General features: G+C 72.4%; 19 protein-coding genes. 13 read left to right on the top strand and 6 right to left on the bottom strand.

All coding sequences use genetic code 11. The annotated features are described in order from the left end of the window. Positions 1-82: 82 nt before the first annotated feature. The 5 genes from manD (at position 83) to OG310_RS06420 (ending at position 3,711) form a co-directional block, all read left to right on the top strand. Positions 83-1,297 carry a D-mannonate dehydratase ManD gene (gene manD / locus OG310_RS06440; protein ID WP_329454907.1) on the top strand — a complete coding sequence of 405 codons (1,215 nt, stop codon included), beginning with the start codon at positions 83-85 and terminating at the stop codon, positions 1,295-1,297. A gap of 150 nt (positions 1,298-1,447) precedes the next feature. Beyond that, positions 1,448-1,636: a hypothetical protein gene (locus OG310_RS06435; RefSeq protein WP_329454906.1), complete on the top strand. Its 189-nt coding sequence runs from the start codon at positions 1,448-1,450 to the stop codon at positions 1,634-1,636. Positions 1,637-1,785: 149 nt separating this feature from the next. Continuing rightward, positions 1,786-2,553, top strand: coding sequence for a tetratricopeptide repeat protein (locus tag OG310_RS06430; protein ID WP_329454905.1), 768 nt, complete (start codon positions 1,786-1,788; stop codon positions 2,551-2,553). Next, on the top strand, positions 2,522-3,136 hold the full coding sequence (locus OG310_RS06425; RefSeq protein ID WP_329454904.1) for an extracellular solute-binding protein: 615 nt from the start codon (positions 2,522-2,524) through the stop codon (positions 3,134-3,136). The genes OG310_RS06430 and OG310_RS06425 overlap by 32 nt, the downstream gene beginning before the upstream one ends. Next, entirely contained in the window at positions 3,067-3,711 is a 645-nt protein-coding gene (locus OG310_RS06420) for a hypothetical protein (RefSeq protein ID WP_329454903.1), read from the top strand. The genes OG310_RS06425 and OG310_RS06420 overlap by 70 nt, the downstream gene beginning before the upstream one ends. Positions 3,712-3,894: 183 nt before the next feature. On the opposite strand, the gene OG310_RS06415 is transcribed toward OG310_RS06420, so the two are convergent. Continuing rightward, the gene (locus OG310_RS06415) at positions 3,895-5,028 is read right to left on the bottom strand and encodes an L-talarate/galactarate dehydratase (protein ID WP_329454902.1); all 1,134 of its coding nucleotides are present in this window, start codon (positions 5,026-5,028) and stop codon (positions 3,895-3,897) included. Positions 5,029-5,126: 98 nt separating this feature from the next. Between OG310_RS06415 and OG310_RS06410 the strand changes: the two genes are divergently transcribed. The 5 genes from OG310_RS06410 to OG310_RS06390 all read left to right on the top strand — a co-directional run bounded on the left by OG310_RS06410 (position 5,127) and on the right by OG310_RS06390 (position 9,564). Beyond that, positions 5,127-5,378, top strand: coding sequence for a hypothetical protein (locus OG310_RS06410; RefSeq protein WP_329454901.1), 252 nt, complete (start codon positions 5,127-5,129; stop codon positions 5,376-5,378). A gap of 53 nt (positions 5,379-5,431) precedes the next feature. After that, positions 5,432-5,743 carry a helix-turn-helix domain-containing protein gene (locus OG310_RS06405; protein WP_443078825.1) on the top strand — a complete coding sequence of 104 codons (312 nt, stop codon included), beginning with the start codon at positions 5,432-5,434 and terminating at the stop codon, positions 5,741-5,743. 111 nt (positions 5,744-5,854) lie between these two features. After that, complete coding sequence (uraD, locus tag OG310_RS06400; protein WP_329454899.1) at positions 5,855-6,964, top strand: 2-oxo-4-hydroxy-4-carboxy-5-ureidoimidazoline decarboxylase; 1,110 nt, start codon at positions 5,855-5,857, stop codon at positions 6,962-6,964. 3 nt (positions 6,965-6,967) lie between these two features. Continuing rightward, positions 6,968-7,876, top strand: a complete 909-nt coding sequence (gene pucL / locus OG310_RS06395; RefSeq protein WP_329454898.1) for a factor-independent urate hydroxylase — start codon at positions 6,968-6,970, stop codon at positions 7,874-7,876. Positions 7,877-8,187: 311 nt separating this feature from the next. Further along, a complete protein-coding gene (locus OG310_RS06390) occupies positions 8,188-9,564 on the top strand; it encodes an 8-oxoguanine deaminase (protein WP_329454897.1) in 1,377 nt (458 codons plus the stop codon). A 300-nt stretch (positions 9,565-9,864) separates the two neighbouring features. On the opposite strand, the gene OG310_RS06385 is transcribed toward OG310_RS06390, so the two are convergent. Continuing rightward, positions 9,865-10,695: a chitosanase gene (locus tag OG310_RS06385; RefSeq protein WP_329454896.1), complete on the bottom strand. Its 831-nt coding sequence runs from the start codon at positions 10,693-10,695 to the stop codon at positions 9,865-9,867. 541 nt (positions 10,696-11,236) lie between these two features. On the opposite strand from OG310_RS06385, the gene OG310_RS06380 reads away from it, so the two are divergent. Beyond that, positions 11,237-12,700: a sugar porter family MFS transporter gene (locus OG310_RS06380; protein WP_329454895.1), complete on the top strand. Its 1,464-nt coding sequence runs from the start codon at positions 11,237-11,239 to the stop codon at positions 12,698-12,700. Positions 12,701-12,781: 81 nt separating this feature from the next. On the opposite strand, the gene OG310_RS06375 is transcribed toward OG310_RS06380, so the two are convergent. The 3 genes from OG310_RS06375 to OG310_RS06365 all read right to left on the bottom strand — a co-directional run bounded on the left by OG310_RS06375 (position 12,782) and on the right by OG310_RS06365 (position 16,081). Further along, the gene (locus OG310_RS06375) at positions 12,782-13,384 is read right to left on the bottom strand and encodes a TIGR03086 family metal-binding protein (protein WP_329454894.1); all 603 of its coding nucleotides are present in this window, start codon (positions 13,382-13,384) and stop codon (positions 12,782-12,784) included. Positions 13,385-13,470: 86 nt separating this feature from the next. After that, a complete protein-coding gene (gene aceB, locus OG310_RS06370) occupies positions 13,471-15,105 on the bottom strand; it encodes a malate synthase A (protein ID WP_329454893.1) in 1,635 nt (544 codons plus the stop codon). A gap of 241 nt (positions 15,106-15,346) precedes the next feature. Beyond that, the gene (locus OG310_RS06365) at positions 15,347-16,081 is read right to left on the bottom strand and encodes a nucleotidyltransferase family protein (RefSeq protein ID WP_329454892.1); all 735 of its coding nucleotides are present in this window, start codon (positions 16,079-16,081) and stop codon (positions 15,347-15,349) included. Positions 16,082-16,272: 191 nt separating this feature from the next. Here OG310_RS06365 and OG310_RS06360 point away from each other — a divergent pair, with 191 nt between their 5' ends. Next, positions 16,273-16,620, top strand: coding sequence for a DUF5955 family protein (locus tag OG310_RS06360; RefSeq protein ID WP_443078824.1), 348 nt, complete (start codon positions 16,273-16,275; stop codon positions 16,618-16,620). Between the two features lie 183 nt (positions 16,621-16,803). Here the strand turns inward: OG310_RS06360 and OG310_RS06355 are convergent, their stop codons facing one another. After that, on the bottom strand, positions 16,804-17,601 hold the full coding sequence (locus OG310_RS06355; RefSeq protein ID WP_329454891.1) for an IclR family transcriptional regulator: 798 nt from the start codon (positions 17,599-17,601) through the stop codon (positions 16,804-16,806). Between the two features lie 221 nt (positions 17,602-17,822). On the opposite strand from OG310_RS06355, the gene allB reads away from it, so the two are divergent. Further along, positions 17,823-19,160 carry an allantoinase AllB gene (allB, locus tag OG310_RS06350; RefSeq protein WP_329454890.1) on the top strand — a complete coding sequence of 446 codons (1,338 nt, stop codon included), beginning with the start codon at positions 17,823-17,825 and terminating at the stop codon, positions 19,158-19,160. The last annotated feature ends 1 nt before the right edge of the window (position 19,161 follow it).

Below are 19,161 nucleotides of genomic sequence, written 5' to 3'. Positions count from 1 at the left end.
CCGGGCAGGGTGTCCCGACGGCCGGTACCGGGCGCAGGACGGTCCGTGCCGGCCGCACCACCGAGGAGAGAGGAACCGGCCCATGGCCACCATCACCGCCGCCGAGGTGTTCGTCACCTCGCCGGGACGCAACTTCGTGACCCTGCGCATCACCACGTCCGACGGCGTCACGGGGCTCGGCGACGCCACCCTCAACGGCCGGGAACTCGCCGTCGCCTCGTACCTGCGCGACCACCTCGTCCCGCTGCTGACCGGCCGGGACCCGGCGCGTATCGAGGACATGTGGCAGTACCTCTACAAGGGCGCCTACTGGCGGCGCGGACCCGTCACCATGACCGCGATCTCCGCCGTCGACACCGCCCTGTGGGACATCAAGGGCAAGGTCGCGGGAATGCCCGTGTACGACCTGCTCGGCGGCCTCGCGCGCGAAGGAGCCCTCGTCTACGGCCACGCCAGCGGCCAGGACACCGCCGAACTCCTCGACGACGTGGCCCGGTTCAAGGACCTCGGTTTCCGGGCGATCCGCGCCCAGGCCGCCGTGCCCGGCTCGCCCGGCAGCTACGGCGTGCGCCACGGCGAAGGACAGGGCTACGAGCCGGCCGCCGCGTCATTGCCCGACGAACAGCTCTGGCACACCGAGGACTACCTCGACTTCGCGCCCCGCTACCTGGGCGCCGTGCGCGAACGGTTCGGCTTCGACTTCCACCTGCTGCACGACGTGCACCACCGCCTCACCCCCACCGAGGCGGGGCAGCTCGGTCACCGTCTGGAGGATCTGCGGCTGTACTGGATGGAGGACCCGACGCCCGCCGAACTCCAGGAGAGCTTTCGGCAGGTGCGCTCCGCGACCCGGACCCCGATCGCCGTCGGCGAGGTCTTCAACTCCATCTGGGACTGCCGGCAGCTCATCACCGAACAGCTCATCGACTACATCCGGGCCTCCGTCGTCCACGCGGGAGGCATCACGCACCTGCGGCGCATCTTCCACCTCGCCGAGCTGTACCAGGTGCGCACCGGCTCGCACGGCGCGACGGACCTCTCGCCCGTCAGCATGTCCGCAGCCGTCCACCTCGACGTGAGCACGCCGAACTTCGGCATCCAGGAGTACATGGCGCACGACCCCCTCACCTTCGAGGTGTTCCGGCCCGGCTACACCTACCGCGACGGCGCGCTGTTCCCCTCCGCCGAACCGGGGCTCGGCGTCACCTTCGACCAGAAGACGGCGGAACGCTTCCCGTACGACCCCAAGTACCTGCCCGTCAGCCGGCGCAGGGACGGCTCGGTGCACGACTGGTGAGCACGGTGCCGCGCACCCCGGACAGGGCACTTCGCGCGCCTGTCCCGGGGCGCGCGGTGGGGGCCTCGTCGCACCCCACGTCGTGGCGCACATCGGCCCGGCACCGGCGCGCACACGGAGCCGGAGGCGCGCTTCACCTCAGCGGCGGAGATGTCCCGGCAGTTGTGGGAGGTGCTGCGGGAACACCGTGCCCTGACCTACGACGAGGAGATCCCCGAGCGCTCGACGCTGTTCGCGCCCACCGCCGAACTGTTCGGCGGCGGGCTCGGCACCGTACGGTCACTGTCCCACTGGACGGCGCCCGTACGGGACGGTGACCCGCCGGCACCCGGGGGATGATCCGGGGACTCGTGCCCGCCGGCCGTCCCCTTTCTTCCCCGGAGGCGGGCCGGAGAGGGCGGCGAGCCGGCCGGGGGACGCGAAGCCGGCCGCCGGAGCCGCTGTTCACGGGAGCGCCGGAGCCCGCGGACGCGGCGCGGGCGCTGCCCGTGCCCCTGCCGGACCCCGACGATCCCGCCACGGTGGTGCTCACCCAGCAGGCCACCCAGAGTCCGGACCGCATCGCGGCCGAAGCCCGGGACAATCCGAGCCTCGGCACGGCGGAGGCCGCGTTCTGGCTGTGCCGCGCCTACCTGGAGACCGGGGACGCCGTCCGGGCGAGCCACTGGCTCGACCGGGCCAGGGAGCGGCTGGAGAGCGGCGGGGGGACGTCCCGCAGCGCCGAACACGAATGGCGGCTCCCCTGGCACAGCGGTGTGCTCTACCTGGCACGCGGTGAAGTCGGTGCGGCGGCGGACGAGTTCGCCGCCACCTACGCCCTGCTGCCCGGCGAGTGGGCGCCCAAGCCGGCGCTCGGCTTCTGCTCGGAACACAGCGGTGTCACCGGTTCGCTCACCCGGGACTACTACGAGGCCGTCTGGCGGCGGAGCAAGAGCCAGGGCAGCGCGGCGCTCGGCCTCGCGCGCGTCCACCTGCGCGCCGGGGACCGGGTGCGGGCCCTGGCGGTCCTGGACTCGGCCACCTCGCGCCACTACGACGTCGCGCGCGTCGCGGCCGTACGGGTGCTCGCCGGGCGGATCGGCGACGTCCCTGCGACCGCGGGACAACCGGCCGAGGCCGCCCAGCGGTTCGGCCGGCTCGGGCTCGAACAGCAGGCCGCGGCCCGGTTGGCCGCCGAGATCCTCCCTGGCCTTCGCCTTCGACCCCGACCGCTCGCCCGGCACGGTGAGCGTGCTGGTGACCTGGACGGGCGGTGACCTGAGGAGTTTCCGGCACGACGTGATCACGCCCTTCGAGAACCGGACCGGGATCCGGGTGAACGTCCAGGGCAGTTCCGCCGAGAGCCAGATCCTCGCGGCCGACAGCGACACCGGAAGCCCCCCGGACGTGGCCATCCTGTCGGGCCCGGGGGAGCTCGCGGGCTATGCCGCCAAGGGACGGCTCGTGCCGCTGGACGGTGTCGTCGACATGAAGGACTACCCGGGCGTGTGGGGCATGCGGGTGGCCGGACCGACGGCCGCCGCGCGCAGCTACTGGGTGCCGGTGAAGGCGGACCTCAAGTCCCTCGTCCGGCACGGGCGGCTGACGCGCGCTCAGGTCGAGGCGGCGGCCGGCCGGCCCGCCGACTGGTGTCTCGGCATGGGCGCGGCCGCGACGTCCGGATGGCCGGGCACCGACTGGGTGGAGGACATCCTCCTCCAGGGTGAGAACGGCCCGCGCTCTACAACGAGCTGGCCACGGGAGAGCTGCGCTGGGACTCACCCGCGATCGTGCGCGCGTTCACCACCTGGAAGGAGGTCGTCGGCGCCGGGAACGCTGCCCTGGCCTCGCACGCCCTGACGACGAACTTCGCCGAGGCCGCAGGGACGGCGGCGAAAATAGCGGACTGCTCGCTGGAACACCAGCCGACGTTCGCCCGCCTCGACGACGCCTGGAAGGGCCGCTCCCCGCAGTACGACCCGTCGGCGGACGTGATTCCCGGCGCCCGCGCGGGCGGCGACGCGTGGGAGGTCAGCGGCGACCTCGCCGCCCTGTTCCGCGGCACGCCCCTGGCGGTCCGCTTCATGCGGTACCTGACGAGCCGTGCGACGCAGCAGACCTGGCTCGCCGAGAACGGCGCCGGGTTCTCGGCGGACACGGCGGTGCCGGACTCCGCGTACCCGGACGCCACGGGCCGGGGGCTCGCCAGGACCCTGCACCGGCCGGGCGCGCAGTACTGCTGGGACGCGTCCGACGCGCTCCCCCCGCTCGTACGGGACGCCTTCACCGAGGCCGTGCTGCGATTTCTGGCCCGACCGCAGGATCTGAAAACGCAGTTGGGCACGGTCCAGGCGGCGAGCGACCTGGTGCGCCAACAGATCGCCGGCGGCCGGCGGACGGCGGCGTTCCTCCCGAAGGCGTGTGAGCCGGGGTGAGGGCGCCGCGCGAGCCGGGGTGAGCGGCGTCCCGGGGCCGTGCCCGGCAGGAGAGGGGCCGGCCCCGGGTGGGTGGGCGGTCAGGCCGGGCGTGACCGGTGCCGGATGCCGGACCGCTCCCCCGTGCCCGGCCGGTCACAGCCCGGCCGGCCACCGCGCATCGTCACCGCCGGCCCCCCGGCGTCAGGGCGCCTCACCCACCTCGTACACCTCGGTGGTCCAGGCGTGCGCCTGCTCGCTGAGCGTGATGCCGAGGCCGGGCCGGTCCGGCAGCAGCATCCTGCCGTCCTTGATGGCCACGCGCTCCTCGAACAGCGGCTCCAGCCAGTCGAAGTGCTCGACCCACGGCTCCGCCGGGTACGCGGCGGCGAGATGCAGATGGATCTCCATCGCGAAGTGGGGCGCCAACTGCAGGTGGTGCACGTCGGCCAGGGTGGCGAGCTTCAGGAACGGGGTGATACCGCCGATGCGGGGTGCGTCCGGCTGGAGGACGTCCGCCGCTCCGAGCCGGATCAGCTCCTGGTGCTCGGCGACACTCGCCAGCATCTCGCCGGTCGCGATCGGGGTGTCCAGCGCGGCGGCGAGTTCGGCGTGCCCCGCCGCGTCGTACGCGTCGAGCGGCTCCTCGATCCACACGAGCCCGAACTCCTCCAGGGCGCGGCCCATGCGGCGTGCGGTGGGACGGTCCCACTGCTGGTTGGCGTCGACCATCAGCGGGACGTCCTCGCCCAGCCGCTCGCGTACGGCGCTGAGGCGGCGCAGATCCTCGCGGGAGTCCGGATGGCCGACCTTGATCTTGACGCCGCCGATGCCCCCGGCGACGGCGGCCTCCGCGTTGCGCACCAGTTCGTCCACGGGCGCGTGCAGGAAACCGCCCGACGTGTTGTAGCAGCGCACGGAGTCGCGGTGGGCGCCGAGCAGCTTGGCGAGCGGCAGTCCCGCCCGCCGCGCCTTCAGGTCCCACAGGGCGATGTCGTACGCGGCGATCGCCTGGGTGGCGAGGCCGCTGCGGCCGACGGAAGCGCCGGCCCACACCAGCTTCGTCCAGATCTTGCCGATGTCGCTCGGGTCCTCACCGAGCAGGGCGGGCGCCAGTTCGCGGGCGTGGGCGAACTGGCCGGGCCCGCCCGCCCTCTTGGAGTAGGTGAAGCCGATGCCGCGGTGGCCCCCCGCGGTGGCTGTTTCGGCGAACAGGAGCGCCACCTCCGTCATGGCGCGCTGGCGGCCGGTCAGCACCTTGGCGTCGCTGACGGGCACCGCGAGCGGCAGACGGACGGCGGAGAGCCTGATCCAGGAAATCGTGTCGGACGTGGTCATGTCCCTGGCATCCCCGGGACGCGGCCCGGCCATGCGCCCGTTAGAGTCGCTATCGTCGATCGGGAAGCCACAGGTCACAGCGATTTGGTGGGGGCACAGTGCGGCTGAGGGTGGAGTACACGACGGAGCCTTTCGACCTGGAGGAGGCGCCGGAGCACGCGGTCGTCGCCCGCGAGGTCGTCGCGGCGGCGCACCTCGACGCCTTCGACGTCGGCCCTTTCGGCAACACGGCCGAGGGTGCGGCGGACGAGGTGCTCGACGCGGTGAACGGGCTGCTGCGCGCGTCGCTCGGCGCGGGTGCCACCCGGATATCCGTCCAGGTCAACGTAGTGGCGGAGGACGAGAGGTGACCGGCTCGCCCGACCACCCGCTGGTGGCAGCCGTACGTCCGCTGGTGGACGCGATGGGCGGCGAGATCCTGCGCCCCGCGGACGCCGGCCCGGACGACGTCGTGCTGTCCTGGGAGGGCGCCGGCGTGCTGGCCGTGCGCCTGCCGCAGCTCGCGGACTCGCTGGACCACATTCTCGCGGCGCTGGAGCGTGTCCACGGCATGCCGCTCGCCGACCTGGACCGCCGCACCAAGCAGACGGTCGTACGGGGACTCGAAGCGCGCGGTGCCTTCTCCGTACGGCACGGGGTGGAGACGGTGGCGAGCGCGCTCGGCGTCAGCCGTTTCACGGTCTACAACTACCTCAACCGCGACAAGACGTCCTGACACCACGGGCCGTGCGGGGACCACGAAAGGCTTTTTTCAACAAAGTGTTGACGCATTCTCGCGGAGGGCGTTAGCTGAGCGAAGCCGGTCCCGTACTGCCAGGAGGCCTCGGTGACGTCCCCTCTCGCTCGGTTCAACACCGCGCAGCCGTCCGACGCGCTCGCCGCGCTGCAGGAGGTCTGCGCCGCCCCGGCCTGGGGCGCGCGGCTGCTCGCCGGGCGCCCCTACGCGTCGGCGGAGGCACTCCTCGCCGCGAGTGACGCCGCCACCGAAGCCCTCACGGACTCCGGCCTCGACGAGGCCATGGCGGGCCACCCGCCGATCGGGCGGCCCACCCCGGGCGATCCGGTCTCCTCGCGTGAACAGCGCGGCATGGCCGGTGCGTCCGAGGCGCTGCGGGACGAACTCGTCGGGCTGAACCTCGCCTACCAGGAGCGGTTCGGGCACGTCTTCCTCATCTGCGCCACCGGGGCGAGCGGGGACCAGCTGCGGGACGCCCTCACCCGGCGGCTCGCCCACACGCCGGAGCGGGAGCGCGTCATCGCGCGCACCGAACTGGGCCGGATCAACCGGATCCGGCTCGGCCGCCTCGTGGCCGAGCCCGCCGCGACCGTGTCCACGCACGTCCTGGACACCAGCACGGGCCGCCCCGCCGCGGGCGTGCCCGTCTCCCTGGCGGCCCGTACGGACGCGGGCGCCGCCTGGCGCACGCTCGGCGGGTCGGCGACGGACACCGACGGCCGGTGCAAGGACCTGCCGGTACTGCCGGACGGAACCCGGCACGTACGGCTCGTCTTCGACACCGAGGAGTACCTCGCCGCCGTGGCCCAGGGCGCCCGTGGCGAGCACACCACCGGTGCCGCCACCACCGGCACGACGGAAGCCACCGGCACGGCGGAAGCCACTGCCACGACGGAAGCCGTCGGCGCCGTGAGTACCCCAACACCCCCAACACCCCCAACACCCCCAACACCCCCAACACCCGCCATGGACAAGGCCATGACCGCCGAGGCCGGCGCCGCGCCGCCCGCCACCGGCCCGGTCGCCACCAGCCCGGTCACCAACAGCCCGGCCGAGGCCCAGCAGGACGCCCCCGCGCACCGGGACAGCGGCGCGTTCTTCCCCGAGGTCACGGTCTCCTTCGCCGTCACACCGGGGGAGCACTATCACGTGCCGCTGCTGCTCACCCCGTTCGGCTACTCCGTTTACCGAGGGAGCTAGCAGATGCCCACCACCGTTCTCGGCCAGAACCAGTACGGCAAGGCGGAGTGCCGTGTCGTCAAGGTCGTACGCGACGGCACCACCCACCACATCAAGGACCTCAACGTCTCCGTCTCGCTCTCCGGCGAGATGGACGAGGTCCACTACTCGGGATCGAACGCCAACGTCCTGCCGACGGACACCACCAAGAACACCGTGTACGCCTTCGCCAAGGAGCACGGCATAGCGTCGGCCGAGGATTTCGCGACCGTCCTGGCCCGGCACTTCGTCGCGGGCCAGGAGCAGATACACCGCGCCCGCATCCGTGTGGAGGAGTACGCGTGGGACCGCATAGGCGGCCCCGGGCACTCCTTCGTCCGCACCGGCCAGGAGACCCGGCTCGCGCAGGTCACCTTCGACGGCGGCCACGTCGAGGTGGTCTCCGGTCTGAAGGACCTGACGGTGCTGAACTCGACCGGCTCCGAGTTCTGGGGCTACGCCAAGGACACGTACACGACCCTGCCCGAGACCCACGACCGTATCCTCGCCACCGACGTCTCCGCCCGCTGGCGCCACGGCTGGACCGGAGCGCCGGACTCGCCGGCCCCCGACTGGGACGCCTCCTACGCGCGGGCGAAGACCCACATCCTGCAGGCGTTCGCCGAGACGTACTCGCTCTCGCTCCAGCAGACCATGTTCCGGATGGGCACCCGCGTCATCGAACAGGACCCGGATGTCGAGGAGATCCGCTTCTCGCTGCCCAACAAGCACCACTTCCTGGTGGACATGGAGCGGTTCGGCCTGAAGAACGAGACGGACGCGCCCGACGGCGCCGTCTACCTCGCCGCGGACCGTCCCTACGGCCTCATCGAGGCGACGATCCTGCGCGACGGCGCGGAGCAGCTGATCCCCGCGGACCTGACCACCCTGTGACCGGGCCGCCGCCCGCACCGCGAGGCGGCAGCACACCACACCACACCACGCCACGACGCGCCACCACCGGCTGTCCGGTACGGCGGCAGGGCACAGCACGACCCTCGACGCGCGCGCCGGCGTCACCCCGCAGCGGCAGCGCCGGGGGCCACGAGGGGGAGCGGGGGCATCTGCGCACCCCTGACGCGTCACCGTCCGACGCCGGGAGGCGGGCGCACGGCGGCGCACCACGGACTCGGTCGTCACCCCGCTCGGCCCCCGGGTCCGTACGCTTCAGGGCTCAACGGCCCGCCACAGGAAGAGGAATCGTCATGGGGGCTTCGCGCATCGTCATCGAGAACTGTGCCGTCGCGACCGTCGACGCCGAGGACACCGAGTACGCCTCGGGCCATGTCGTCGTCGCCGGCAACCGCGTCGAGTCCGTCGGCCCCGGCCCCGCGCCGGACTCCCTGACGGACGTGGTGCGGCGGGTCGACGGCACCGGGCACCTGCTCACACCGGGCCTCGTCAACACCCATCACCACTTCTACCAGTGGATCACTCGCGGGCTCGCCACCGACCACAACCTCTTCGACTGGCTGGTCGCCCTGTACCCGACCTGGGCCCGGATCGACGAGCCCATGGTGCGTGCCGCGGCGGGGGGCTCCCTCGCGATGATGGTCCGGGGCGGCGTCACCACCGCGACCGACCACCACTACGTCTACCCGCGCGGGGCCGGCGACCTGTCGGGCGCCGTCATCGGCGCGGCGGCGGAGACGGGCGTACGGTTCACCCTCGCGCGGGGCTCGATGGACCGCGGCGCCTCGGACGGCGGTCTGCCGCCGGACTTCGCGGTCGAGACGCTCGACGAGGCGATCGCGGCGACGGCGGAGACCGTCGACCGCTACCACGACGCGTCGCCCGGCGCGATGACCCAGATCGCGGTCGCGCCCTGTTCGCCGTTCTCGATCTCCACCGAACTGCTCAAGCAGGGAGCCGAGCTGGCGCGTGCCAAGGGGGTGCGGCTGCACACGCACGGCAGCGAGACCGTCGAGGAGGAGCAGTTCTGCAAGGAGCTGTTCGGCATGGGCCCCACCGACTACTTCGAGTCGACGGGCTGGCTCGGCTCCGACGTGTGGATGGCCCACTGCGTGCACATGAGCGACGCGGACATCGCCGCGTTCGCCCGGAGCGGCACGGGCGTCGCCCACTGCCCGTCCTCCAACGCGCGGCTGGGCGCGGGGATCGCCCGCGTGCCCGACATGCTGGCCGCCGGGGTGCCGGTCGGGCTCGGAGTGGACGGCACCGCCTCCAACGAGTCCGGCGAACTCCACACGGAACTGCGCAACGCGCTGCTGGTCAACCGGCTCGGCGCGCACCGCGAGGCGGCGCTCTCCGCTCGTCAGGCGCTGCGCCTCGGCACCTACGGGGGCGCCCAAGTCCTCGGCAGGGCACGTGACATCGGGTCGATCGAGGCGGGCAAGCTCGCCGACCTGGTGTTGTGGCGGATGGACACACTGGCCCACTCCTCCATCGCCGACCCGGTCGCCGCGCTGGTGCTCGGGGCGCCCGCCCCGGTGACGCTGTCACTCGTCGACGGCCGGGTGGTGGTCGAGGACGGCAGGCTGACCCGGGTGGACGAGGATTCCGTGGCCCGCGCGGCCCGCGCGCAGGCCCAGCGCCTCGCCCGGCTCGCCGCGGACGCGTGACGGCCCTTCCACGGCGCCGTGTCGGCGCGGGGCCGGGAGGCGTCGCGCGACCGGACGTACTCCGGCCGAGGGGGACGGCCCTCGGCCGGTGGCCGCGGGCCCGAGCGGGGCCCACGGCCGCCGGGCCGGGAGAACACCGCGAAGCCTTCGCGGCCTCCCGGCCCGGTGCCCACACCGCCGTCGCACCCGGGCCCCTCGTCCGGCCGGCCGCCGTGCCGGCCTTCGCGTGCACACCGCTGCCGCACCCGGCCCGGCACTCCCGCCACCGCCACGGCAGGCCGGCCCGGAACCCGCCGCGCCTCAGCGGTCGATGTGGTAACTGTCCCCGTAGACATTCCAGTTGAGCGGCGGACGCAGGTCCATGTTGCCGTCGCGCAGGAAGACCCGCTGCTCCGTGTCGACGCGGCTCGTGTCCTGGTGGTCGGTCTCCTGCTCCATGGCCCACACCCGTGCGTCGAGGAACGCCCCCAGGTACTTCTTCGGGTCACCGCCCGCCGACGGGGTCCGTGCGGTGCGCAGCGCGCGCTCGCGGATCGAGCCGAAGCTCGTCGGGGCGTGGCCGTTGCCGTGCATCACGATCGCGTCGTAGTAGAAGAACTGCCCGAGCGCGCCGAGTCCGTCCTTCTTCGCCTGCCGTACCGCCGGGTCGAAGTACTGGGTGTCACGCTCCGTGTCCTGTGCCGTGCGCATGCGCGGGTCGGCCCCGGCCTTCCGCCATGCCGTCACGAAGCCGTCGCCGAGGCCCTCGTGGGAGGCGCTGCCGGCCGCGGCGAGGCGGCGCAGCGCCGGGAGGTAGCGCGCGAGTGCGTTGTCCGGCCTCGCCTTCGTGTACGCCTCGACGACCTGCAGCAGGTCCCCGCAGCCCGTGCAGAAGCCGATCAGCCCCGCCGTGTAGCCGCGCCCGTCGCCGATGTCCTCGACGTACGCGTACTGGGCCTTCCAGTCGAGCGTGGAGTTCTCGGCGCTCGACACCAGCCGCATCGCGATGTCCTTCTCGCCGGGGGCGTCGAGGCCGGTCAGCGGGCTCGACGCCCCGTGCTCCGAGGCGGTGGCGTCGGGCGAGCAGCCGGCCGCGCAGGTGACGGCGAGCGCCGCCAGGACCAGGAGCGCTCGGCGGAACCGGTGGGTCACGTGACGGACCTTTCTCTCATCCAAGGGCGTGGTGTGGCATGACCCACAACAGCGGCAGATTACGCGGCGGATCGCCGCCATCCGGCCGACTTGCGACTTTCCGCCCCGACCGGGCACGGTGGAGGGTGCTCGCCCGGGTGGGTCCCGGGCGGGTCCCGGTCGGGCCGCACCGCGGCCCCGTCGCCTCGCCGGACCCGCGCCCGCGTCACCGCTGCCGGTGGTGGTCCGGGTCACCGGTTCGGACGAGTGGGGATCCGCTTCCTGTCTCTGTTACGGTGTGTCACCGCTGAGGGTGCCCCCGGCGGCCAGGGACGCCGTATTCACCGCTTTCCCGAGCGGTGCGGCTCCGGCCTCGGGGTAGACGGACGCTCAGCGGATCATGGAAGCGTCCCGTATGCGACCCCGTGTGCCCGGCCCGACCGCGTCCAGCGGCCCCGGCGGAGCCCTGCGTTCGTTCGAATGCTTACATGGACCGAAAAGGACTGTTTCATAATGATTTACCCGGCAGGCGGCCGGGTGACGTACATGAGGTGATGGCGGTATGGCCCAAACTGTCAGAGGAGCAGGCGCGTCGAGCCGTAAGGGCAAAGCTCTGGGGGTCTCCATCGCCGCCGCCGTGGGCGGCTTCCTCTTCGGCTTCGACTCCTCGGTCATCAACGGCGCGGTCAACTCCCTCACCGGCCACTTCCACCTGGGGGCCTTCCTCTCCGGGTTCGTCGTGTCGATCGCCCTCCTCGGCTGCGCGGTCGGAGCGTGGTACGCGGGGCGGCTCGCCGACATGTGGGGCCGCCGCAAGGTGATGCTGCTCGGCTCGGCCCTGTTCATCATCAGCTCGGTCGGCTCGGCGCTCGCCTTCTCCGTACCGGACCTGCTGGTCTGGCGCGTCATCGGGGGCCTCGGTATCGGCATCGCCTCGGTGATCGCCCCGGCCTACATCTCCGAAGTGGCACCGGCGAGCGGTCGCGGCGCGCTCGGCTCGTTGCAGCAGCTGGCCATCACCATCGGTCAGCTCGTCGTGCTCAGCTCCAACAAGGGGCTCGCCGGTGCGGCCGGCGGGGCGTCCCAGGACCTGTGGTGGGGCCTTCAGGCCTGGCGCTGGATGTTCCTCGTGGGGGTGATCCCCGCCGCCGTCTACGGTGTGCTCGCGCTCACGATCCCCGAGTCGCCGCGCTACCTGGTCCAAAAGGGCCGGCTCGACGACGCGGCCGGTGTGCTGGAGCGCATCTCCGGTGAGGAGGACGGCCAGGCCAAGGCCGGCGAGATCCAGCAGACCCTGCGCAAGGAGCACCGGACCAGCTTCGCGGACATCCGCGGGGCGCGCTTCGGCCTGCACCCGCTGGTCTGGGTCGGCATCATCATGGCCGCGCTCCAGCAGCTCGTCGGCATCAACGCGATCTTCTACTACTCGACGACGCTGTGGGAGTCGGTCGGCTTCAGCGAGTCCAGCTCGTTCACCACCTCCGTGATCACCGCAGCGATCAACGTGGTGATGACCGTCGTGGCGATGCTGTTCATCGACCGGGTCGGCCGCCGGCGCCTGCTGACGATCGGCTCCATCGGCATGTTCCTCTCGCTGCTGCTGACGGCGGTCGCCTTCTCGCAGCAGCACGGCACGGGCAAGAGCGTCACCCTGCCTCATCCGTACGGTCCCCTGGCGCTGGTCGGCGCGAACGCCTTCGTGGTCTTCTTCGCCCTGTCCTGGGGTCCCGTGATGTGGGTCATGCTCGCGGAGATGTTCCCGAACCGGATGCGGGCGATGGCACTGGCGATCGGCACGACGTCCAACTGGATCTTCAACTTCATCGTCACCTTCGCCTTCCAGCCGGCCACCAAGCACGTGGGCCTGTCCTGGCTGTACGGGGCGTTCGCCCTGTTCGCGTTCCTGTCGATCTGGTTCGTACGGTTCAAGATCCCCGAGACGAAGCAGCGGACGCTGGAATCCATGACGGGCGATACGTACAAGCGCCCCGACGGCCCGCGCGACCGCACCACCCCGACATCCTGACGGACCGCGGAACGACACGGGCGCCCCTGCCGCCTCCCGGACTCCGGGATGCGGCAGGGGCGCCCGTCTTGTCCGGACCGGTCAGAGCACGGGTGTCCAGTCGGGCCGGCGCCCGCTGAGGGCGACCACCCGGTCGAGCAGCGGGGCCCCGCCGTCCACCGGGACGGGCGGCCCGAAGGGCCCCCTCGGTACCGCGCCCGCCGCGGCGGCCGTCAGCGCCGTGTGCGCCACCCGCAGCTCCGCGTCCCCCGGCTCGTACGGCTGCCCGGTGGCGCGCGAGAGATCCCAGCCGTGCAGCAGCAGCTCGTTGAGTGTGACGAGCCCGGCGACCCGGGCGGGCAGGTCCACGGATCCGGCCCGGCTCACTCCGAGCCAGGCCGCCGGGTCCCGCCACGCCTGGGCCAGCTCCCCGAGCTGCCGGTCCAATACGGTGCGCCAGTTCGCACCGAGCACTGGCAGCACCGTCCCCGGCGCGGTGTCGGTGGCGGGCCCGTAGTCCTTGCGCGCGGTCGCGGCCAGACCGGCGGTCAGCCCCACGACGTGTGCCAGCAGAGTCGCCACGGGGTAGTCGGGGCAGGGCGTGGGCCCGTCGAGATCCCCCTCCCGCACACCCCCGGCCAGGCGTCGGATGCGCTCGCACGCGGGCCCGAGATCGATCACGTCCGTCTGCGTATGAATATCCATACACCTGACGACTCCCCGCCCGCCCGGAACTCATCGCACCCCCGCCCCGGGCGCCGGGACGGGGGTGCGACGGGGGGAGCGCGGCCTCAGCCGCGAAGGCGCTCGTAGGCGGGGAGGGTCAGGAAGTCGGCGTAGTCGGCGTCCAGGGAGACCGTCAGCAGGAGGTCGTGGGCCTGCTGCCACTCGCCCGACTCGAACGCCTTGTCACCGGTCTCCGCCCGGATGGCGGCCAGCTCGCTCGCGGCCAGTTCGCGGACGAGTTCGCGGGTCGCCCGTACGGTACGGCCCTCGTGCTCGAACTGCACTCCCGCGTTGATCCACTGCCAGATCTGCGAGCGGGAGATCTCCGCCGTGGCCGCGTCCTCCATGAGATTGAAGATGGCGACCGCGCCCGAGCCGCGCAGCCAGGCCTCGATGTAGCGCAGACCGACCTGGACGGCGTTGACCAGGCCGTCGTAGGTGGGCCTCGCGTCCAGCGAGTCGATGGCGATCAGATCGCCCGGTGCCACCGTGACGTCCTCCCGCAGCCGGTCCTTCTGGTTCGGCCGCTCCCCGAGGACCGCGTCGAAGGACGCGCGGCACACCGGCACCAGGTCGGGGTGCGCCACCCAGGAGCCGTCGAAGCCGTCGTGCGCCTCCCGGTCCTTGTCCGCCTTCACCTTCTCCATGGCGACCCTGTTGACCTCGGGGTCGCGGCGGGAGGGGATGAACGCGGCCATGCCGCCGATCGCGTGCGCGCCACGCCGGTGGCAGGTGCTGACGAGCAGTTCGGTGTAGGCGCGCATGAACGGCGCCGTCATGGTCACCGCGTTGCGGTCCGGCAGGACGAACTTCGCGCCGCCGTCCCGGAAGTTCTTCACGATCGAGAACAGGTAGTCCCAGCGGCCCGCGTTCAGCCCCGAGGCGTGCTCGCGCAGTTCGTAGAGGATCTCGTCCATCTCGTACGCGGCCGTGATCGTCTCGATCAGCACGGTGGCGCGTATGGTCCCCTGCGCGATGCCGAGGTGGTCCTGGGCGAAGACGAAGACGTCGTTCCAGAGCCGGGCCTCCAGGTACGACTCGGTCTTCGGCAGGTAGAAGTACGGACCCGCTCCGCGCTCCAGCAGGCGTCGCGCGTTGTGGAAGAAGTACAGGCCGAAGTCGACGAGTGCGCCCGGCACCGCCTGGCCGTCGGCGGCCCGCAGGTGACGCTCGGCCAGGTGCCAGCCGCGCGGGCGTACGACGACCGTGGCGAGGTCGGCCGCGTCGCGCAGCGCGTACGACTTGCCGGACGCCTCGTCGCGGAAGTCGATACGCCGTTCGTACGCGTCGATCAGGTTGATCTGACCGGTGACCACGTTCTCCCAGGTGGGTGCGGACGCGTCCTCGAAGTCCGCGAGCCAGACCTTCGCGCCGGAGTTGAGCGCGTTGATCGTCATCTTCCGGTCGGTCGGCCCGGTGATCTCGACCCGGCGGTCTTCGAGTGCCTTCGGCGCCGGCGCGACGCGCCAGCTGCCGTCGGCCCGGATCGCGGCGGTCTCCGTCGGGAAGTCCAGTGTGCTCGTACGGGCGATCTCCGCACGCCGTTCGACACGGCGTGCCAGCAGGTCGTCTCGCCGGGGGGTGAAGCGCGCGTGCAGCTCGGCGAGGAAGGCGAGAGCGGCCTCGGTCAGCACCTCCTCCTGCCGCGGCAGGGGGGCGGTGGCGACGATCTCCAGCGGGGACGGCGCTGGTGCGGACATGGGGGTCACTCCTTCTGCGGCGGTCGGGCGGCCCCCGGAGGCGCGGCGCGGTGGCACCGGGTGCCACCGTGGTGGCCGAGGCGGTACGTACCGTTCCGGGCATCGAGAGCTTCTGACCAGTGGATAGTAGTTTCCTCATAGTGGAAGTTCAATGGTTTGTTGATGTCGAGACTCTCCGGATCGAGGCAATGCGGCTCGCAGTGCCATCGCCGCAGTCAAGTCCCCTGCCGCCGGGAGGTGTTCATGTGTCCTGGGTCAGTCGCCGCAGATCCTCCGGCATGTCGATGTCGTACGCCTCGGCCACGTCGCCGCATTCGACGCGCGTGATCTCGGCCTCGTGCTCACGCAGATAGCCGCGCGCTCCCCGGTCGCCCACGGCCGCCGCTGCCACCGGGACCCAGTGCTCCGCGCCGATGAGTACGGGATGGCCGCGCCGGCCGCCGTAGGTGGCCGCGGCGAGCACACCGGGTGAACCGCCGTACGCGGCAAGGACCCTGGCCACCGCGCGGGCCCCGATCCCGGGCTGGTCCACGAGCAGAACGAGCACCGCGCCCGCCGGAGCATGGGCGCCGCAGGGACTCCGGGCGCGGCGGGGATCGGGGCGGGCGGGGAGTGCCGGGGCGCCGGGGGGCTCGCCAGTGCGGGCGTGGCCGAGCCCGGCCGGGCCGGTGAGCGCGTCGAGCCCGGCGCGCAGCGAGGAGCCCATCCCCTCGGCCCAGCGGGGGTTGACCACCGGCACACAGCCGGACAGGTCCGCCCGCTCGCGCACCTCGTCCGCCGCCGCGCCCAGCACCACGTGCACCGGGCCGCACCCGCCCTCCCGCAGCACCCGCAGGGCATGCTCCACGAGCGGGCGCCCCCGGTAGGGCAGCAGCGCCTTGGGCCGGCCGCCCAGCCGGCGCCCGCCCCCGGCGGCCAGCAGCAGTGCGGCCACGGGGGGCGTCGGCCGGTCGCTTTCGCCGGGTGTTGGTTCCATGGGCCCTGCATACCCCATCACCGGCCATTCCCGCCGTATTCGGTCCGCCAGGTGGCGCATACCGATCGGTACGCGTTAACTTGCCCGCGAAACCAGGGAGGTTGACCACCGACGTGGGGCGCGAACCAGCACGACGTTGTGCGACGGCGAGGGGGAGAGCAGTGCTCTGGGGCATGGGGCGGGCGCGGGTGATGGAGCAGGACCGGCCGGGCGAGGAGTGCGGAGCCGTGGGCGCCACCGGGGTGCGACCGGAGGATTCCGGGGACCCCCGGGTCGCGGGGCTGCGGGCGGCAGTGTCCCGGCTGCGACGCGAACTTTCCGCGTATCCGGGGGAGTTCAGGGACCGCGGGGTGGCCGAGGAGGAACTGGCGGCCCTGGCGGCCATGGTGGAGGGCGGTACGCCCGAAATCGCCAGGATGCGGCGGTCGCTGTTGCTGATCGTCGGTTCGATCGGTTCGGTCAGCGCTCTCGGCCCCGCGCTGATGGCCGTACGGACCGGGGTCGAGGTCTTCGGATCGGCGTCCCCCGGCCAGGACTGACCCGGAGCACGCCCGGCGGCAGCCTCGGCCGCCGCCCCGCACAGGGAGGCGCGGACGGGCTCCGCCCGGAGGAGGCGCGGACGGGGGCCCGCACGGAACGGCGGACGAGTGCGACCGCCGGAAGGCCTGGTCCGCGCGGGCGAGCGTCGGACGGCGGGTCGCAGCGGTCGTCCGTGCCGTTCCTCAGGACGTCGCGTTCGTCAGTACCTCGGACAGCGCGCCCGCCACCTCCTGGAGTACCGGGACGATCCGGTCCGTCGCCGCCTCCGTCACCCTGCCCGCGGGCCCGGAGATGGAGATCGCGGCCGCTGTCGGCGACCCGGGGATCGGCACCGCGAGGCAGCGGACGCCGATCTCCTGCTCGTTGTCGTCGACCGCGTAACCCGCCGCACGTACGTCGTCCAGGGCGGCCAGGAAGCGGTCGGGTGTCGTGATCGTCTTGTCCGTCGCGGCGGGCATGCCCGTGCGTGCCAGCAGCTCGCGTACCTCCCCGGGGGGCAGCGTCGCGAGCAGTGCCTTGCCGACCCCGGTCGAGTGCGGCAGGACCCGGCGGCCGACTTCGGTGAACATGCGCATGGAGTGCTTCGACGGGACCTGGGCCACGTACACGACCTCGTCGCCGTCGAGCAGCGCCATGTTCGCGGTCTCGCCCGTCTCGTCGACGAGTCGCGCGAGGTAGGGCCGGGCCCAGGTGCCCAGCAGCCGGGAGGCGGACTCGCCCAGTCTGATCAGGCGCGGTCCCAACGCGTAGCGCCGGTTGGTCTGCTGGCGCACGTATCCGCATGCCACGAGTGTGCGCATGAGGCGGTGGATGGTCGGCAGGGGCAGCCCGCTGCTCGCCGAGAGTTCACTCAGGCCGACCTCGCCGCCCGCGTCCGCCATCCGTTCGAGCAGGTCGAAGGCGCGCTCCAGGGACTGGACGCCCCCGCTCCCGGAGGTGGGTTTCGCGGCGTCTGTGGTGCTGGCGCTGGACGACGGCACGTGGGCGGTCCTTTCGCGAACGGGCAGGCAAAGCCTGAAGCCTATCGGGCGGTGGACGTACCCGATGCCTTGGTCAAAGGTACATTCTGCTGGTCGGAATAGGCATTTCACTTCGTGGAAAGCTTCAATCAAGGGCTCTTGACGGGCCGGAGTGCGCGGAGAAGACTCTTCAACAGTTCGTTGAATTCCGTGGTGGCCGGTGACCCGACCGAAAGGTACGCATGCCCGAGGTGAGCCTTGTCCTGCGCTCGACCCGCGTCGTCACGCCGGAGGGTACGCGCCCGGCCGCCGTGGCCGTCGCCGGCGAGCGGATCGCCGCCGTCCTGCCCTACGACGCCGATCCGCCACCGGGAGCCCGGCTCCTGGACGTCGGGGACCACGTCGTCCTGCCGGGACTCGTCGACACCCACGTCCATGTGAACGACCCGGGCCGCTCGGCCTGGGAAGGGTTCACGACGGCGACCAGGGCCGCCGCGGCGGGCGGGGTCACCACGCTCCTCGACATGCCGCTCAACTCGCTCCCGCCCACGACGACCGTGCCGAACCTGCGCATCAAACAGGAGGTGGCGCGCCCCAAGGCCCACGTCGACGTCGGATTCTGGGGCGGGGTGGTGCCCGGCAACGCCGGCGACCTGCGCCCCCTTCACGACGCCGGCGTCTTCGGCTTCAAGTGCTTCCTCTCGCCCTCCGGCGTCCCCGAGTTCCCCGAACTGGACCGCGAACGGCTGGCGGCGGCCCTCAAGGAGATCATCGGTTTCGGCGGCCTGCTCATCGTGCACGCCGAGGATCCGCACGCCCTGGAGAGCGCCCCGCACCGCGTGGGACCCGCGTACGCCGACTTCCTCGCCTCCCGCCCCCGCGAGGTGGAGAACGCCGCCGTCCGCACACTCATCGACACGGCCCGGGAACTCGACGCCCGGGTGCACGTCCTGCACCTGTCGTCGAGCGGCGCGCTGCCGCTGCTCGCCGCCGCGAAAGCGGCCGGTGTGCGGATCACCGTCGAGACCTGCCCGCACTTCCTCACGCTGACGGCCGAGGAAGTGCCGGACGGCGCCACGGAGTTCAAGTGCTGTCCGCCCATCCGTGAGGCCGCCAACCAGGACGCGCTGTGGCGGGCGCTCGCCGACGGCACCATCGACTGCGTCGTCTCCGACCACTCGCCGTGCACCGCCGACCTCAAGACCCCCGACTTCGCCACCGCGTGGGGCGGTATCTCCTCCCTCCAGCTCGGCCTGCCCGCCGTGTGGACGGCGGCGCGGCGCCGGGGCCACCCGATCGAGGACGTGGCGCGCTGGATGTCCACGGCACCCGCCGCGCTCGCGGGCCTCACCGCCAAGGGCGCCGTCGCCGCGGGCCGCGACGCCGATTTCGCCGTACTCGCGCCCGACGAGACGTTCACCGTCGACCCCGCGCACCTGCACCACCGCAACCGCGTCACGGCGTACGCGGGCCGGACCCTGTACGGGGTGGTCAAGGCCACCTGGCTCAGGGGCCGCCGGATCGCCGAGGCCGGCACGGTCGGCCAGCCCACAGGTCAGCTCCTCGAAAGGAATCACTGAG

Source organism: Streptomyces sp. NBC_01497 (assembly GCF_036250695.1).
Taxonomy (GTDB): Bacteria; Actinomycetota; Actinomycetes; order Streptomycetales; family Streptomycetaceae; genus Streptomyces.
The sequence above is the reverse complement of the archived record's forward strand: the minus strand, read 5'-3'. Positions and strand labels throughout refer to the sequence as shown.

What these genes read in the sequence shown, in the direction of transcription:
- OG310_RS06360 (WP_443078824.1), top strand. Translation starts at nt 16,273, where the DNA reads ATGGAGCAGGACCGGCCGGGCGAGGAGTGCGGAGCCGTGGGCGCCACC.
- manD (WP_329454907.1), top strand. Translation starts at nt 83, where the DNA reads ATGGCCACCATCACCGCCGCCGAGGTGTTCGTCACCTCGCCGGGACGC.
- OG310_RS06435 (WP_329454906.1), top strand. Translation starts at nt 1,448, where the DNA reads ATGTCCCGGCAGTTGTGGGAGGTGCTGCGGGAACACCGTGCCCTGACC.
- OG310_RS06365 (WP_329454892.1), bottom strand. Translation starts at nt 16,081, where the DNA reads ATGGAACCAACACCCGGCGAAAGCGACCGGCCGACGCCCCCCGTGGCC.
- OG310_RS06390 (WP_329454897.1), top strand. Translation starts at nt 8,188, where the DNA reads ATGGGGGCTTCGCGCATCGTCATCGAGAACTGTGCCGTCGCGACCGTC.
- OG310_RS06375 (WP_329454894.1), bottom strand. Translation starts at nt 13,384, where the DNA reads ATGGATATTCATACGCAGACGGACGTGATCGATCTCGGGCCCGCGTGC.
- pucL (WP_329454898.1), top strand. Translation starts at nt 6,968, where the DNA reads ATGCCCACCACCGTTCTCGGCCAGAACCAGTACGGCAAGGCGGAGTGC.
- OG310_RS06415 (WP_329454902.1), bottom strand. Translation starts at nt 5,028, where the DNA reads ATGACCACGTCCGACACGATTTCCTGGATCAGGCTCTCCGCCGTCCGT.
- aceB (WP_329454893.1), bottom strand. Translation starts at nt 15,105, where the DNA reads ATGTCCGCACCAGCGCCGTCCCCGCTGGAGATCGTCGCCACCGCCCCC.
- OG310_RS06405 (WP_443078825.1), top strand. Translation starts at nt 5,432, where the DNA reads ATGGGCGGCGAGATCCTGCGCCCCGCGGACGCCGGCCCGGACGACGTC.
- allB (WP_329454890.1), top strand. Translation starts at nt 17,823, where the DNA reads ATGCCCGAGGTGAGCCTTGTCCTGCGCTCGACCCGCGTCGTCACGCCG.
- OG310_RS06380 (WP_329454895.1), top strand. Translation starts at nt 11,237, where the DNA reads ATGGCCCAAACTGTCAGAGGAGCAGGCGCGTCGAGCCGTAAGGGCAAA.